This is a genomic window from Kocuria sp. ZOR0020, assembly GCF_000800955.1.
GTDB lineage: Bacteria > Actinomycetota > Actinomycetes > Actinomycetales > Micrococcaceae > Kocuria > Kocuria subflava.
In genome coordinates, this window is sequence record NZ_JROX01000007.1 from 1 (window position 1) to 16,907 (window position 16,907).

General features: G+C 66.3%; 12 protein-coding genes. 10 read left to right on the forward strand and 2 right to left on the reverse strand.

The window, feature by feature from the left end:
- Window positions 1-2,696: helix-turn-helix transcriptional regulator (locus L979_RS15735; protein WP_047688043.1), on the forward strand; the 2,696-nt coding region annotated here is incomplete at its 5' end.
- Window positions 2,697-2,728: 32 nt separating this feature from the next.
- Here the strand turns inward: L979_RS15735 and nhaA are convergent.
- Window positions 2,729-4,033 (reverse strand): Na+/H+ antiporter NhaA, encoded by a 1,305-nt coding sequence (gene nhaA / locus L979_RS00555; protein ID WP_047688045.1) that lies wholly within the window; start codon window positions 4,031-4,033, stop codon window positions 2,729-2,731.
- A gap of 144 nt (window positions 4,034-4,177) precedes the next feature.
- On the reverse strand, window positions 4,178-4,675 hold the full coding sequence (locus L979_RS00560) for a DUF2505 domain-containing protein (protein ID WP_047688046.1): 498 nt from the start codon (window positions 4,673-4,675) through the stop codon (window positions 4,178-4,180).
- A 388-nt stretch (window positions 4,676-5,063) separates the two neighbouring features.
- Here L979_RS00560 and L979_RS00565 point away from each other — a divergent pair, with 388 nt between their 5' ends.
- The 9 genes from L979_RS00565 (at window position 5,064) to L979_RS00605 (ending at window position 16,892) form a co-directional block, all read left to right on the forward strand.
- Window positions 5,064-6,203: a glycosyltransferase family 4 protein gene (locus L979_RS00565; RefSeq protein WP_052209263.1), complete on the forward strand. Its 1,140-nt coding sequence runs from the start codon at window positions 5,064-5,066 to the stop codon at window positions 6,201-6,203.
- A 15-nt stretch (window positions 6,204-6,218) separates the two neighbouring features.
- A complete protein-coding gene (locus L979_RS14210) occupies window positions 6,219-6,659 on the forward strand; it encodes a 4'-phosphopantetheinyl transferase superfamily protein (protein WP_119932053.1) in 441 nt (146 codons plus the stop codon).
- Between the two features lie 201 nt (window positions 6,660-6,860).
- Window positions 6,861-7,124 carry an acyl carrier protein gene (locus L979_RS00575; RefSeq protein WP_052209265.1) on the forward strand — a complete coding sequence of 88 codons (264 nt, stop codon included), beginning with the start codon at window positions 6,861-6,863 and terminating at the stop codon, window positions 7,122-7,124.
- Window positions 7,124-8,377 carry an acyl-CoA dehydrogenase family protein gene (locus tag L979_RS00580; protein ID WP_081993491.1) on the forward strand — a complete coding sequence of 418 codons (1,254 nt, stop codon included), beginning with the start codon at window positions 7,124-7,126 and terminating at the stop codon, window positions 8,375-8,377. The genes L979_RS00575 and L979_RS00580 overlap by 1 nt, the downstream gene beginning before the upstream one ends.
- Window positions 8,374-9,324, forward strand: coding sequence for a hypothetical protein (locus L979_RS00585; RefSeq protein WP_047688047.1), 951 nt, complete (start codon window positions 8,374-8,376; stop codon window positions 9,322-9,324). The genes L979_RS00580 and L979_RS00585 overlap by 4 nt, the downstream gene beginning before the upstream one ends.
- On the forward strand, window positions 9,321-10,307 hold the full coding sequence (locus L979_RS00590) for a DUF1839 family protein (RefSeq protein WP_052209266.1): 987 nt from the start codon (window positions 9,321-9,323) through the stop codon (window positions 10,305-10,307). The genes L979_RS00585 and L979_RS00590 overlap by 4 nt, the downstream gene beginning before the upstream one ends.
- A complete protein-coding gene (locus L979_RS00595) occupies window positions 10,307-13,087 on the forward strand; it encodes a hypothetical protein (protein WP_156125265.1) in 2,781 nt (926 codons plus the stop codon). The genes L979_RS00590 and L979_RS00595 overlap by 1 nt, the downstream gene beginning before the upstream one ends.
- A complete protein-coding gene (locus L979_RS00600) occupies window positions 13,084-14,934 on the forward strand; it encodes a hypothetical protein (RefSeq protein WP_047688050.1) in 1,851 nt (616 codons plus the stop codon). Before L979_RS00595 ends, L979_RS00600 begins: the two co-directional genes overlap by 4 nt.
- On the forward strand, window positions 14,931-16,892 hold the full coding sequence (locus tag L979_RS00605; RefSeq protein WP_047688052.1) for a hypothetical protein: 1,962 nt from the start codon (window positions 14,931-14,933) through the stop codon (window positions 16,890-16,892). Before L979_RS00600 ends, L979_RS00605 begins: the two co-directional genes overlap by 4 nt.
- The last annotated feature ends 15 nt before the right edge of the window (window positions 16,893-16,907 follow it).

Sequence of the window (16,907 nt, forward strand, 5' to 3'; positions counted from 1 at the left end):
GGATTGACCGCAGCTGGTTGGAGCCCCACCACCTGGTGGGGGTCCGGGCCGCAACAGTGGAGGCCGCGGTCAGGGACCTGCGTGACACCGACTGCCGCGGTGTGGTGATTCACGGCGTCTTTGGTGCCGGGACCTCCACCGTGGCCAGAGCCGTGCTGGCGCATTTTGTGGAAAGTGCTGCCATCCTGCGCGCTGAGCATGATCACGGTGCCGCTGAAGAATCCCCGTTGGGTGGATTGGCATTCCTGGTGGCCTCCTTGGCGCAGGACCTCCAGGACGAACACACCCCGTTGAACGACTCCGCTGGGGCCTTTGACCTTGTGGCCAGAGCCTGCCGCAAGATGCGCAGCACCGCCGGTCCGGTTCCCCTGATGGTCATCCAAGACCTGCACAAAATGCCGGCCGCAGCTCAACGCCTGGTGGCGGGACTGCTGGGTGCGGGCCTGATCAAGGTGGTGCTGGTGGCCTCCACGGCTTCGGCCTCCCATGCCTGCGGTGACCTGCTGCCGGTCCTGCGCCGCGGTCTGCTGCGGGCACACACCCTGTCCCCACTGGATGGAGACGGGGTCAGAGAACTGATGGAACAGGTGCTGGGCGGCACTGTGCCGCCGCTGACCGCACAGTGGGCCACCATGCTCACCGCAGGTGTTCCGCGACTGGTGATCTCCTACCTGGACCGCGCTCGCGAGGACGGGCTGCTGCTGTTCAACGACGGCCTGTGGCACTTTGTGGGACCGGTGGAAGGAGTCTCGGATGACCTCCGTGAGGTGGTGGCCATCCATCTGGCGGAGTTGAGCGAGGCGCAACGGCAGGTGCTGTTCGTAGTCGTGCTGGCCGAACGAATCCAGATGAACCCGGCCATCAACGGCGTGCTGGGGGAGGCGCTGGAGGTCCTGATCGAATCCGGGCTGGTGCAAAGCCGGTACGAGTCACACCGCTGGACGCTGATTCCCAGCTGTGAGCACTTTGCGGAGGCGGTCCGCCAGCACCTTTCCCCGGGACTGGCGGTCACGTTGGGCCCGCTGCACGCCTCCGTCCTGGAACACGGCCTGACACCTGTTTCCAGGGCGGCGTGGGCCGTGAACACCGGCACGCTGATCGACGGCGCCGATCTGGTGGCGCTGGCAGCTTCAGCCAATGACCGGTTGTGGGCCGATTACGCGCTGCGCACGTTGCAGAGCCCTGTGGAGACCCAGTGGCAGGCGGCAGCAGACCTGGAAAAACTGCGGGCTCGGATCAAATTGCGCCATCACCTGGAAGCGGGTGTGATCGCCGCGGGAATCGATGTCCACCGGCTCTCGGCACGCCAGCTACGGGTGTTGATGACCTGTGAGGGCATGCTGCGCGGAACCGGCGAGTTGTCCTACACGGATGAGCAGTGGCAGCGCCGCTGGCAAGAGCTGGCGGCACGCTGCCTGGAAGATCCGCACACGGCAACCCAGGAGCGGGAGTTCTTTGGTGCCTTGGAGATCCTGGTGCAGCTGTGGGCCGACTGGTCGGGTCCGCCCGGCGCCCAGCCGGGGCAGCGATGGCACCAACTGCGTGATTCCCCGGTTCCGGAGGTGGCCATGCTGGCCCTGGCCTCCCTGGGCCGCAGTCAGACCCGGGCGGCCGATCTGGATGCGGCATCCGAGGCGTGGTTCCGGGCCATGCTGTTGGCCGAGTCGCATCCGGGGTTGTTGTCCGTTTTCACGGACGTGACACGGATCGGACGTCTGTGGGCCGGGGCGCTGAGCGGGGACCCGGTGGCTCCTCTCAGCGCGCTGCCCAACACCTGGGGCCCGGAGGACTCCAGCCCGTATCTGGCACTGGCCGGTCACTACTACGCCGCCTCTGCCATGAGCCTGCTGTTGAAGGGGACCATCGCCCCCGCCCACGCCTACTTCCAGGCGGCCGTGGCGTGTTCGCGCGACGACACCGCCCCCTACCTGCTGGCCATTTGCCGCAGCGCCCTTGAACTGACGACGTTGCTGACCACAGGTGTTGCCCCTGAACGCACGGAGGTGCCGGAGACGGTCTCCGACACGTGGTTGGACGGGGACCTGCTGCCCATGCGCTGGTTCCACATCCTGTTCGACTCCGTGACGCGAACCGCCGAGGGCAATGCTGCCGACATCAGCGCCTTGGTCTCCGTGGTGGACTCCTCCCTGGCCGACGGCGAGGTGGTGACCGCGCATTTTGCCCTGGCACAGGTCATGCAGACGGGGGAGGACGCCTTCATCCGCAAGCTGCGGGAGGTCTCTCACGGCACCAGCGGGCTCTATCAACAAATGGTGGCCCGGATCTGCCAGGCGGTCATGACCGTGGACGTGGACGGGCTGGTGGCCGCGGGCCTGCAGTGTCATGCCGCCGAGTTCGACGGCCTGGCCGGGGACGCTCTGGAACGCGCGCTGGTGCTGTTGAGCCCGTACGCGCCGTCGTCAGTTATCAGCACCGTGACGCAGGCGGCCGATGAAGCCTTCCGCTCCACGGGCCGCTCCATGCGCAGGCGCACCACGGCCGGAGGACGACGACGCTCCACCCTGACCGAGCGTGAACAGGAAGTGGCCGAATTGGTGGCCCGAGGTCTGACCAACGCTCAGGTGGCCCAGGAGCTGGGTCTGGGGCGGCGCACCGTGGAAGGCCACGTGTACCGGTTGTTCGACAAACTGGGCATCTCCCAGCGCAGTGAAGTGCAGGAGGCGCTGCAGGGCTGACTCTCTCGAACCGCCAACCACCGGATGGGGGATCAGGCGGGGTCGTCATAGGAGTCCACCCGGTCTCCCTCAGTGCGCAGCTTGGAGTAATAGGCGTTGCGCCCCAGCAGCAGGGCGCCACCCACAACGGCTGCCACACCGGAACCGCACAGGATGCCCACCTTGGCATGGTTGTCATGTGGTGAGCCCAGGCCGAAGGACAGATCCGCCACCAGCAGGGAGACCGTGAAGCCGATGCCCGCCACAATGGAGAGCCCGATCAGGTCGATCCATTCGTAGTCGGCGTCCTTGCGGGCCGGGGTGAAGCGGTTCATCAGCCAGGCCGAGGAGAAAATGCCGATGGACTTGCCGAAGATCAGCCCCAGGATGATGCCGATGGCCACGGGGTCGGTCAAGGACTCCGTGAACCCGGCCCAGCCGCCCACGGCCACGCCCGCGGAGAAGAAGGCAAAGATCGGCACGGCCAGGATGTTGGACAGCGGCCGGAAGCGGTGCTCCAAGGTGGGTGCCAGGCCGAAGGCGGGGGTGTCACGGGTGATCAGGCGTGGCTTGATGGCCATGACCGGGGTGGCAAAACCCAGCAGCACACCGGCAATTGTGGCGTGAACGCCGCCGTTGTAGACCAGCAACCAGGTGATGAAACCCAGGGGCAGCAGAATCAGCCACGCCGCCCAGGCTTTCTCGATGAAGAAGTGGCTGAAGCGATGCGTCAGAGCCCAGTACACGGCCAACGCCACCAGCGCCCCGCCCAGGGAGAGCAGGCTGATGCCGTGGCTGTAGAACAACGCGATGATGATGATGGCGATCAGATCATCCACCACGGCAAGGGTAAGCAGGAACGTGCGCATGGCCAGCGGAAGTGCCGAGCCCACAACCGCCAGCACGGAGACGGCGAAAGCAATGTCTGTTGCGGTGGGGATGGCCCAACCGCGCAGGCTGGTGGGATCCGTGTTGTTGACCAGGTTCACGCCCACGTAAATCAGAGCGGGGGTGATCACACCGGCAAAAGCGGCCACGATCGGCAGGGCGGCCTTGCGGGGATTGCGCAGCTCGCCGTCCACGAACTCGGCCTTGAGCTCCAGGCCCACCAGGAAGAAGAACACCGCCAGCAGGCCATCTGCCGCCCATTCGCCCACGGTGTGCATCAGACCGGGCACGGCATCCGTGCCGATCTTGTAGTCACGCAGACCGAAGTAGAACTCCTGGGCCGGGCTGTTGGCCAGGACCAGAGCCGCCAACATGGCAATCAGAAGCAGGCAGCCGCCCACCAGGTCTTTCCGGACGAACGCGCTGAAGCCATGATTCACCTGGTGAGGGGTTTCAGTCTGCTGAGACAAGGCTGCTGACCTCCTGGACGAGCACTCGGGACCGCGTCAGTGTACGCCGGTCATGTTCCAGGTGTGGGACAGGCCTCACCGGGGGCCCCCGGTGTTACCCACGATGCCGCTGCCCGGAGCGGGCCGGGCAGCGGCAGAAGAACATCAGTGGGAGGCGATCCAGGCATCGGCCTCACGGGCCTGCAGGGACAGCGCCTTGCCCACGTACGGCTCCGCCGTGGAGGCCAACTTGCCGCCCACCAGGGGGATCTTGACATTCAGGGACATGTTCACGGAAACGGCGGTCTTCTCGCCCTGGGCCTGCAGACGCTGGGTTCCCTCACCGTTGGCGGGCATGCCACCCACGGTGATCTCCGTGCGAATGTTGCGGGATCCATCCGACTCCGGGGCTGCCCAGGAGTCCACCTGCGTGATGCTGAGACCGTCCTTGATGAACTTCTTGGCCATCTCCGGCAGCTTGTCCGCACCCATGGTGCGCACCGAGGTGACGGTGAAGGCGCCGGCGGTGTCGCCGTCGACATCAAAGGAATTCAGGGTGGCCCCGCCGCGCTCGGCCACGTGGCGGTTGAAGGCCTCGTCCAGGAAAGTCTCCGTGACCTTTTCCACGGGGGCGTTGACGGTCTGCTCGGCGGTTACAGCCATGGGGTTACTCCTTGTGATGGCGCTTGAACGGTGGTGACGCTTGAACGTCGTGGTGATGCTTGCACACGGACTGGTGCCGTTCGGCTCAATCCTAGTCGGCCCACGCAGTGGCCGACTCGGAGCGAAATTGCACTGCGCGAAAGGCAGTGGCCAACGGGTTGTGGCGAGATTCACCCTGCCCCGATCCGCGGATTCTGGGGCCTGTGGGTCCAAATGGGGTCAGGGTGGCCTGACCCGTTCCGTACCGAATACATAGACTTGCGGTGCGGGGCATGGGATCGCCCTGCGCAGTCGTGGTGCGGTTACGTAAACACGACGTCAAACACGACACAGCCCGGGCCGGCGTGGGGACGCCAGAGGGCCGTGCAGAGGGGGAGCAATGGCATCGATGACTCATGCCACCGATCGTCAGCAGCACAGCAGCAAGGGCTTCCGCAAGCGTGTGGTGCACGTGGTGGAGGCCTTTGGCGGCGGCGTGGCTGCCGCCGTGCGCGACTACGTCCGAGCCCTGCCGGAATGCGAACACCATCTGGTGTGCCGCCTGCGCCCCGAAGCCGAGACCCTGGAACCGGAGTGGGTGGAGGAATTCGCCTCCATCCACCGTATTGACGGTGGCCACATGGGTGCCACCAAGTTTGTGCGCGCCACCATCAACACGCTGGACCCTGATGTGGTCCATGCCCACAGCAGTTACGCGGGCGTGTGGGCCCGGGCCGCGCTGGTGGGCAACAACACCGTGCGCTGCGTCTACACGCCGCATGCCTGGGCCTTTGACCGTGAGGACAAGTCCAACGCCCAACGCAAGGCCTACCGGGCGGTCGAACGCAGCCTGAGTCGCCGCACGGATGTGCTGGCCGGCTGTTCCCGGGCAGAGAACCAGGAAATCCGCGCGTGGGGTGCCAAGCTCAAAACCGTGTACGTGCCCAACGTGGCCCCTGAGATTCAAGCTCAGCTGGAGAAGGCGCAGATCACCGACTGGAACCAATCCCACGCCCCGCTGGTGGTGGGCTCCGGGCGCCTGACCATGCAGAAGGACCCCGAATGGTTCGCCAAGGTCATCGCGGCGTTGCGTGCAGCAGGTCATTCGGTGCGCGCGTTGTGGGTGGGCGGTGGTGATGACCAACTGCAGGCGCAGATGGAGGCCCAGGACATTGAGGTCACCGGATGGGTTGACCCCTCCTCCGTGCTCAGTCACCTGGCACAGGCAGACCTCTACGTCCACACCGCCCGGTGGGAGGGCTTTCCCATCACGGTGTTGGAGGCCGCTCAACTGGGCCGCCCCATGGCGGTGCGTGGCATCCGGGCCTTTGATGACATCGGCATGCCGTTGGTGATTCAACGCCCGGAGGATCTGGTGCAGCACTGGGAACGGCTCAAGGACGCACAGGCTCGCGAAACGATCGTGGCTGAGCAGAACGCCGCACTGTGGGAGAACACCCGCTCCATGCAGCGCGAACGCCTGGCAGAGGCGTACGGGCTGGAGCTGCTGCCCACCGGGGCGCTGGGCATTGACCTGATCACTCCGTAGACCTGAGGTGCCCAGGTGGACCAGCCATGCGTCGTCGCGGTGGGGTGTGACACCCAGTCGGCCCGTGCCGTCCGTCAAGCGTGGCTTCACCACGGTCAGCGCTACCTGAACACGGTGCTGGCCACATCTGAGCACAGCGGAACCTCCATGTCCGTGGAGGAGATCACCCAGCGCTATGCCCTCAAGGAAGCCGTGGCCAAGGCCCTCGCCGTGCGCTCGGACGAGCCTTGGGCGTGGCGGTGGATCGCCGTGCACAAGTCCCCGGCCGGTGTGGAAGACCACGACGGCGTGCCTGCCGGGGCCCAGAGGTGGTCCGTGCATGTGACCGATGGTGCGCTGCAGACCGCTCAGCGCCAGGGCATTGACCAGTGGAGGGCCTGGTCATGGTTCTGTGGCCACGGTGTCACCGCTTCTGGTTACGCAACAGTTGTCGCACTGACTGGTGCAAAATCATAGAATTACGGTAGAATTGCATGTGGCCGCAGATGCTCAGGTGGGGACCTGACCACGCGTGCCGGTTCGTGGGGCTCGGGCGGCGCCGCGGACGGGGAGTTTTGTGGGTTCCTGCTCATCGCGGGCAGGCCCACGCAGTGAGCTGCACGTCAGCAGCTCGTGGGGAAATCCCGGCACGCAGGCCGGGGGAATTGGGGATGAATCGTGAGTCAGGACCGTTCGCAGCTGGTGGAGACCATTCGGGACGTGGTGGCACAGCATGCCCACCTGAGCAGTGACGCCGCCAGTTTGAGCGCATCGGAGAGTCTCTACACCGCGGGCATGACCTCCCACGCCTCGGTCAACGTGATGCTGGGCGTGGAAGATGCCTTTGACATCGAGTTCCCGGAGGAGATGCTCACCAAGGAGACTTTCGAGTCCCTGGACTCGATCGCCCAGGCAGTGGCCACCTTGCAGGATGAGCAGTGATGAGCCTACGCACCGAATTGGGTGCCACGGACAAGGTTGCTGATCAGCACGAAATTCCCACCGGCACCACCGTGGTCCGGGATCTGCCGCCGGACACCCACAACACGTGGGAGCAGCGCGTTGAGGCCGTCGTTGCGGTGGCGCGCGAACACGCGGACGACGTCGATCGACAGGGCAGGTTTCCGCACGAGGCCATTGGCGAATGCCGCCGGCAGCGGATTTTCGGTGCGGTGGTGCCCCAGGCTCGCGGCGGGCGTGCCGTCAGCATTGTTGAGTTGTGCGCACTGATCGAGGAGCTGGGCCGCGTGTGCGGTTCCACGGCGGCAATCGTTGCCATGCACTTCAGTCAAGAGTTGTGCCTGACTCGCCATGTGGACTTGGAGCAGGAGTCCGCGCTCACGGCCGTCACCGAGCGAGTGGCGGCCGAGCAGTGGCTGCTGGCCTCCTCCACCACGGAGAAGAACATTGGCGGGGACACCCGGACGTCGTCGTGCGCTGTGGTGGAGAACGGGGACGGGACTGTCACGGTGTGCAAGTCCGCGCCGGTGATCTCCTATGCCCGTTATGCGGACGCCATCCTGGTCACCGCCCGGCGTCATCCGGAAGCGCCCTCCTCCGAGCAAGTCCTTGTGGTGGCGCCCAAGTCCGCCCTGAAGCTGGACCGGACCACACCCTGGGACGCACTGGGTCTGCGGGGGACCATGTCTGAAGGGTTTGAACTGGAAGCCACGGTGTCCGCGGATCACGTGCTGCCCGTGGACTTTGCCACCATTTCCTCCCACACCATGCTCCCGGCCTCCCACACGCTGTGGGCCTCCTCCTGGTTGGGGCTGGCCAGTGCGGCGGGGGATCTGGCCCGGAAGTTCGTTCAGAAAAAGGCCCGGGCCACTCCGGGCGAACTCCCGCCAGGTGCGTTGCGTTTGGCTGAACTGGAGATCGAGCTGCAGCGCATGACGGACGTGGTGCGCGTGAACGTGCGGCGGTTTGCAGACCAGGCCGATGACGTCTCCGTGCTGGGTTCCATGCCCTTTGCCATTGCCATGAACACCCTCAAGGTCTCCACCTCTGAGCTGGTGCGGCAGATTGTGGGGGATGCCATGGTGATCGTGGGCATTGCCTCTTATTCCAACACCGGGCCGTGGTCCCTGGCTCGCCCTCTGCGTGATGCCATGGGTCCGTCCCTGCAGGTCAACAATGACCGCATTCTGAAGAACACGGCCACCCTCCAAATGGTTTCCAGGGGGCGGCGATGACCACGGAACCTGATGTCCTCGACGCCGAGCGTGCCTTTGAGGCCGAGCTGCTCCAAGCGCAGTGGCTGCTGCCCACATTGGGTGCTGGTGTCACCGGAACCGGCGTGGCCATGGAGGCCGTGATCCAGGGCCTGCAACGCCTGGCGCGGGACCGTGTGGCCAGGCACCTGCCACGTCCGGGTGCTCTGCAGTCCGTGCGGTTCCCACCGGTCAACGGGCGCTCCATGCTGGAACGCACCGACTACGTGGCCAGCTTCCCGCAGCTGTTGGGCACCGTGGACGTGTTCTCCGGGGACACCAAGGATCACCGCCGCCTGCTGGCTGACCGTGAGGCCGGTCTGCCCTGGGACGGTCACCTGCACACCAGCGACTACGCCCTGGTACCTGCCGCCTGCCATCCGCTCTACGCGTGGCTGAGCCAGGTCAACGCCGCCACCGTGGACGGCACCGTGTGGACCATCACGGGCGACTGCTTCCGCAATGAGCCCTCACCGGATCCCATGCGGTTGGTCAGCTTCCGCATGTTGGAGTTCGTGCTGGTGGGCAGCCCCGAGCAGGCCGTGGCCCACCGCACCGCCATGCTGGAGCTTGGGCAAGGCCTGTTGGCTGGCCTGGGGCTGGCAGTCACCGTCGAGGGTGCCAATGACCCGTTCTTCGGGCGGGCCGGGGTCATGCTGGCCAAGGGCCAGCGGGCCGCGGAACTGAAGTTCGAGATCACCACTGAGATCTATCCGGGACGCAACACCGCCATCTCCTCCGGCAACTACCACGAGGACCACTTCGGGGCGGAGTTCGACCTGCGCACCCCGGATGGTTCCGTGGCGCATTCGGCCTGCTTCGGCTTTGGACTGGAACGCATTGCCCTGGCCCTGGCGCGCACCCACGGCACGGACCTGCGGACGTGGCCTGAGTCCGTCCGCGACTTGTTGGGACTGGATGCCGCATGAGCGCAGGGCCTGCCACCAGTGCTGTGTTCCCAGGTCTGAGCGCGGAAGGTTTCACACCTCATCCGCTGCATCAGGACCAGTCGCTGTGGTCCAACACCAACTGCTACCTGGATGTGTGGGTTGAGCTGCTGCACGGCATGGGAAGGCGCCCCGAGCCGCTGTTTGCTGCGGCCGTTGCGGCCGAAACCCAGGTGGAACAGTTCGAGTTCCTGAAGGTGGATCACCGGGACCTGGAGGAGGTCCACGGGCTGCGGGTGGGGGAGTACGACGTCTGGAAACCGCTCCTGGAGCATGTGCTCACGCAGATGGCGGCAGGCAACCTCATGATCATCGAGGCCGATGCACATTGGCTCCCGGACACCCGCGGCATCTCCTACGGTACGGAGCACACCAAGACCTCCATAGTGCCGTTGCGGGTGGACCCGCAGCAGCGTCACCTGGTCTATCTCCACAACGAGGGCCTGCACGAACTGCGCGGCCAGGACTTTGACTTTGTCCTGGGTGAGCAGCGCAGCCAGGGCATTGTGCCGGCACCGTACGTGGAGTTGGTGCGCCTGGATCGTCTGGGAGCCGCCAACGACGACGACGCCCGTGCGCACACCGTCCGCTTGCTGCGTCACCACGCGCTGCGGGCCACAGCCCACAACCCGGTGGCCGAGCTGATGGACGTGGTGCGCTCGCACTTCGACTGGTTGGCTGAGGCCGGCATGGATGGCTATCACGCCCTGTGCTTTGAGACCACACGGCAGCTGGGAGTGGTCAGCATGTTGGCGGCAGAGGCCGTGAGGTTCAGCGCCGTGGAGGAGATCCAGGGGGCCGCTGAGGCATACGTGACGGTGAGCAAGGAGTCCAAGGCGCTGCAGTTTCAGCTGGCCCGGGTGGCTCGTGGACGCAAGTCAGCCTCCCTGGAAACCACCATGGCCACCATCAGCGAACAGTGGGCCCTGGCTGCCGCCACCCTGAGGGAGTGGGCCGGACCGTGATGACTGAGCTGGACTGGAGCCTGAGGCGTACCCGAGCCGGGGCAGTGGCATTCTCTGCTGACCTCCAATGGGACGGCACGTTGCTACCCAGCACTGCCCGCCGGCCGGACTCGGTGCATGACGGGCTCCTCCAGGACGTGATCTCTGCTGCCGTGGGGTGGGAGCAGGATCCAGACACCGTGATCAACTCCGTTGCCGCCACGGTTCCCGGAACCGTGGCGGGTGCATTGCGCGATGCGGGACTTGATCCACTGGATGCCCGGGAGTCGGGTGGCCAATCACTCGTGCACCCGGATGACTTCGACTGGTGGTGGAGCACCTCTGTGCAGTTCCCGGATGGGCCCAGCCACCAGGGTGGTTCCGTTGCACGCACGTGGCGCTTGCGTTTGTGCGGGGTGGCCACCGTTTCTGAAGTCTTCTGGGACGGGCAGCGGGTGGCACATTCGGTGAGTGGGCTGGACGACGTCGTGGTGGATCTTGCGGGAACTGTTGGAACCCATGAACTGGCCGTGGTGTGCCGAGCGCCGTCGTTGGTGCCGGTGCCGCGTAAACCCCGACCCCGCTGGCGCTCAACGTTGGTGGCGGATTCCTCCTTGCGCTGGCGGCGTACGCCGCTGATCGGGCGCATCCCGTGGTCCGGGACCCACCCCGTGGTGGGTCCGTGGGGTGAGGCCACCCTGGAACCCGTGGACGGTCACGGTGTGGAGGTGCAGGGTGTACGTACCGCACTGGACCGGCCAGGTGGAACTGCCACGGCTGATGCCACAGGTCGGGTCGAGGTCTCCGTGCGGGTGCCGCAGCAGGTGACCGTGCGGGCAACATGCGCAGCACCCGGGCAACAGGCAACAGTGGTCACGGAGGAATGGGCGCTGGAAGCCGGCGAGCGCACCCTGGTGCTCGCCGTGGCAGATCCTGCGCTGTGGTGGCCGGCCACCCACGGTCAGCCGCAGTTGCACCTACTGACGGTCTCCGTGCGTGGCCCGGGTGAGGAGCCGTGGCACACCATCCAGCAGTGCCAGGTGGGTTTTCGCCACATCACGGCCGAGCAGCATGACGGCGGATTCGCTCTGGTGGTCAACGGATGCAAGATCTTTGCCCGCGGTGCCGTCTGGACCCCCGTGGACCCTGTGACCCTGGGTGGTGACCCTGCCGAAATCGATCGGATGGTCCGGGCCATGCGTGCCGCCGGGGCCAACCTGCTGCGGATTTCCGGGACGCATGCCTGGGAACAACAAGCTTTTTACGATGCCTGTGATCAGCACGGAGTCATGGTGTGGCACGACGCCATGTTGGCCACACTGGATCCGCCCTCGGAGCCGGAATGGCTGGCGCTGGTGGAAGCAGAGCTGCGCACCTGGTTGCCCCGGCTGGCAGCCCACGCCTGCGTGGCGGTGTTCTCCGGTGGCAACGAGGTGTTGCAGCAACCCGTGCTGTGGGGCCGGGACCTGGCGACGATTCAGATTCCGGTGATCGAGGACCTGATTCCCAGGCTGTGTGCCGAGTTGGCACCGCAGGTTGTTCATGTGCCCTCCAGCCCCAGTGGGGGCACACCGCCCACACGTCCGGACACCGGGATCTCCCATTGGTTCGGGGTGGGGGCCTACCGTCGCCCACTCACGGACACCCGGACCAGCGGGGTGCGGTTTGCCGTGGAGGCCCTGGCCTTTGGTGTGCCACCAGCCGCCTCCCAGATCGCAGCCGCCTTCGGCTCTGCCACTGCTGACCACAACGACGACGCCCGCACCACCTGGCGTGCCGGTGCCGCCAAGGACCCCGGTGCGTCCTGGGACTTCGAGGACACCACGGTGCACTATGCCCGCCGTTGGTTGGAGCCGGGCCTGGAGGCAGACACCGGGGCGGCCGGTGGGGCGCCGTCGAACCCTGAGGAACCGCCCCAGGGCGCAACGGGTCTGGTGCCAACAGATCTGGTCTCAAGGGGTTCGGCCCCAGCGGGTTCGTTCTGGGCGCAACTGAGTCGAGAACAGCAACTGCAGGCGGAGCGGGTGGCTGCGGCCCGCGCCGTGGAACACACCCTGACGGATCTGCGGCGGGAGGCCTCCGGGTGTGACGGTGTGGTGATCCTCTCCAGCCGCGATCTGACGGCAGGGCCCGGGTGGGGATTGTTGGATCACACGGGCCGGCCCAAGGCCACCTGGTACGCCATGCGCCGGGCGTGCGCAGACACCGCGGTGCGCATTGTGGACGACGGACTGTCCGGGCTTCACATTCACGTACTCCATGACCGTGATGAGCCGTTCACGGGCATGATGGAGGTCAGGACCTGGAGCCGACACGCAGTGGCTGGTCCCTCTGCCCGGGTGCAGGTGGAAATGCCAGGGGCCGGGGAGAAGATCTGGAACGTGGAGCAGGTCCTGGGTGGGTTCCTGGACCTGAACCACACATGGGGTTTTGGGCTACGGCAATGGGATGCCGTGGCCGTGGAGATCATCCCTGATGGCATCGGGGACCCCGGGGGAAACTGCGCTGTGCGTTGCCTGCGGGAGACCCGGCTTCTGGGTGATGGGCACCGGGACGCCGCTGCTGATCTGCTGGAAGGGCTGTCCCTGAGTCAGCTGCATGGTGGCCACACGGACGGATTCCGGGAGGTGGGTCGGGAGTCCTCACTCTCGGCGGCAGGGGTCAGCGTGGATGTGGGGCCGGGTGTGGTGGCAGAAGACGATGTGATGACTTTGGGTCCGGGGGAGAAACGGGAGATCGCCGTGGTCTTGGCCAAGAACTGGCCGCAGACACCGGCAGAGACCCAGGAGAGGCAGAAATGATCAAGGGAGAACCGACGTGGATCGGTACAGGATCCGCTGCAGTGCTGGCTTGGGTCCACACCTCGCCAGAGGCCACAAGCCGTGGCCTGGTGGTGGTGGCACCGCCGGCCGGACGTGAGTTGACGCTGTCCGCGCTGACCATCCGCAGGCTGTGCATCATCTTGGCGCAGGCCGGATTCACCGCCGTGCGTTTTGGATGGCGTGGAAGTTTGGATTCCCAGCCGCTGCTGCCCACGGACGACGCCGTCCAGGCGTGGCAGGCGGATGTCCGGGCCGTGGTGGACGGCACCCGTCAGCTGCTGGGCGTCCACGATCTGCCCACGCATGCCGTGGGGTACCGAACCGGTGCCGCGGTGGTGGGCAGCATGCTGGAGGAGTTCGACACCGTGGTCTCCTGGGAACCGGTGGCCGGCAAGACTTTCGTCCGCCAGTGGTCCCGACTGCGGCACACCGTTGCACCTCACGTCCCTGACACGGAGGGGCTGGTGGACCTTCTGGGCATGGCCCTCACCCCGGAGCAGGCCCAGCAGTTCAGCACTTTAGGTATTCCACAGCCCAGCGCCACGGTGACATCGGAGCCAGGTGCCGCTGATGAGGGCACAGAGCAAGCGGCCGGCGCGGCTACCACGGTGGTGGAGGTCAAGGAGGCGGACAAGCGCCGCGCCAAAGCCATGTACGGCGTGGAGCCCTTTGACATCCGAGTGCACGATGACGTCCTGAACCGCGTCCGTGACGCCCTGCCGGCAGCCACGGCTCGCCCGGTGGCAGCGGAACTGCACACCGTGCTGGAGAACACCTGGACGGATGCGAACGGCCACCAGTTGCACGAACGTGTGGTGGAAGTGGGCCCGGAACACCGGGTGGGAGTGGTCACATGGGCACAGGGCTACGGCGAACCCGGAGACTTCCGCGGGGCGGAAGGGTTGTTCGTCTCAGGTGGTGGCCCGGATCCCCGCTACGGAGGTGGCGAATGGCCGCTGATTGCCCGCGCCTTGGCAGCAGACGGACTGGTCACCCTGCGGGTGGACCGGCCCCTGGTGGGCGATTCCACGCCCGTGGACGCCATTCGGGCCACCAACAGCTACACCCGCCGCAGTGCTGTGAGCTTCCAGGAATCGGTGGACTGGCTGAGGTCCAACGGATGCGAGCCCGTGCATGCGGGGCTGCTGTGTTCATCCGCGTGGGCGGCAGGGCTGTCTGCGGTGCACGGTTCACCGTTGAATGTTCAGAGCCTGGTGCTGATCGGGCACGCCGAATGGAAGATGTCCGAGCAGTTGTGGGAGCAAGTGCGGGAAACCTACAACGCCGATGCCCCGCGCACAGCAGCAGCAACGGGCACTGTCAACCGGGCGGCACGGAACTCAGCTGCCCCGCAGATGCCCACGCGCAAGATCCGGCCCGGGCTGCCGGGGGTGCTGGACCGCGTCCTGTGGCTCAATGACCTCCGCATCAGCCAGGGTCTGCCTGCCGTCAAGGCGGTGCTCCGCGACCAGGTGGTGCAGCTGCTGCGCACACGTATGCCGTACGTGCTGTGGCAGTTGGCCGGCAAGCAGGGGAGGCTGGAGACCCCCGAACGTGTGCTGGAGCCTCTGAGTCGCAACACCCGGGTGGTGGTGCTCAACGGCCCGGATGATCTTCCGCGGTGGCAGGTCACCCGGGCGGATCGGGCCGTGGACAAGCTCTCCGCTGCCGGGCGCAGCGTCCGATCCGTGGAAAGTGATCGTCTGGACCACTCCGTCATTACGGCAACCGGGTGCAGGACGGTCCTGGAGACCCTGCGCACCGAGCTGGTGGGGGACCACGCGGCAGGAGACGCACAGCCGCGCATTGCCCCAACGGCGTCGTGACCACGTCCCTGACCACCGGGCCGATTCCCACATGGATTCGTGTTCCGGGAGCTGACGGCTTCCCTGACGCCGGCGTTCACGGTGTGCTTGAGGCTCCCCGCAGTGGGCGAGCCCGTTTCGGCGTGGTTCTGGTGGCTCCCGTGGGGCGTGAACAAGTGGTGAGCGTTCGGGCGCTGGTTGCGTTGAGCCATGAGTTGGCCTTGCACGGTGCCGCGGTTCTGCGGATCACGCTGCGTGGCACGGGCGATTCGCACCCGGCCCCGGAGGATCTGCATGAGGCCTGGCAGCAGGACGTCATGGCTGCTGTGGGTGAGCTCGGCAGACGCGCACCTGGCGTGCCGCTGAAGGCAGTGGGACTGCGGATCGGGGCAGCTGTCCTGGGCAGCGCTGCCGCCACCCATCAGGTGCCTGTGCGCCAGGGCATCTTGTGGGAACCGGTGGGAGGCCGTGCCTACCTGCGCAAAGCGGCTGCGTTGCGCAGGATGAGCGTGGCGCGCCCCGTGGCGGATCCCGCCCTGGGCACTGAAACCTCCGGGGAGCTCTACACGCCTGCTCAAGCCGATGCCCTCAAGCGGTTCAAGGACCCCGGCACCGGGCCGTTGCCTGACGGATGGTCAGTGCGCACGGAGCAAGACCGTGGAAGTGCCGAACTGCTCTACGAGGTCTCCAGCGAGTTCGCCCGAGTGCCGCGCAGCAGTGTTCAGCAGATCGCCCTTGACCTGGCTGAGCCGCGTGGTTGCGCCGAGTCCGCCGTGGATCTCCAGCCGCTTGAGACCATGGAGCTGGTTCATGCCGGGTCCACCGTGGTTGAGCGCTTGGTGGTCACTGACGCGGGCAGTCCAGGCATTTTCACCGCTGCCCCCGGGGACGCCACCCCAGCAAGAACAGCGGCGAGGACCGCAGACGGGACTCAGGACGCTTCCGGTCATGCCGTGTTCATGGTCTCGGCGGCCGCTGAGCCCATGGATGGCCCCACCGGACTGTGGACCGCCTGCGCGCGGGACCTGGCCGCCGCTGGTCTCACGGTGCTGCGTACGGACCGACCCCGTTGTGGGGTGCTGACCGACCCCCTGGACGACGACCCCCCCATTCCCTACGAACACGCCGCCATCAACGCCATCCGCGCGGACATCGCCTGGTTGGCCCGCCAGACCGGGGCACCCGTGACAGGGGTGGGCCTGTGTGTGGGCTCCTGGCTGCTCATGAAGGCCGGAGAGGCCTGCGGACTGCAGCGCGTGATCGCCTTCAACAACATCGCCTGGCGCACCGGAACCACCCATTACCAGCGGGTCTACACCAAAATCGCCGGCTGGGACGGGGCACCTGCTGCCCTTGCGGCCACTCAACAACCGGAACCTGGTACACCGCACGACGACGCCGCCCACAGCTCCCTCCTCGTGCACGCCGCCCACCTGCCACGCCGACTCAAGGGCTGGTTGTCCCTAGCCAAGGACACCCTGGAGAACAACGCACCGGCGCGGTTGTGGCATCTGATGGGGTACACCGGCCTGGTGGATGCGCCATCCCTGGTCCTGGACCAGACGGATGTGCCGGGGCTGGAACTGGTGCAGGGGCGCGAAGACCTGCTGCGCTTCCACCAGCTCAACGGGACATGGGCCGCCAGCCGGGCCCAGCGTCGTCGTGGACGTGATGGCGCTGGGGTGGGTCCTGAATCCGGGGCTGCCCACCGTGAGATTCTGCTCACCCGCCACCGATCAGGTGAGGTATTGTCCCAAGCCAGCGGGCTTGTGGTGCATTCTGTCCCCGAACTTGACCACGCGTTGCTGAGTGCCGCCGCCAGGGTGGCGGTGCGTAGTATCCTGCTCGAACTCCTTGTAGGAGCGGGATCGGCCTTTGGGGAGGCCGACCGTTCGCGCCACGGTCAACCGGGGACAACCGACCGCGACCCATCCGACCCTCTCCAGGGCGCTGCAGGCACAAGGGCCACCATCATCTAGGAAGGCGCGCCAAGG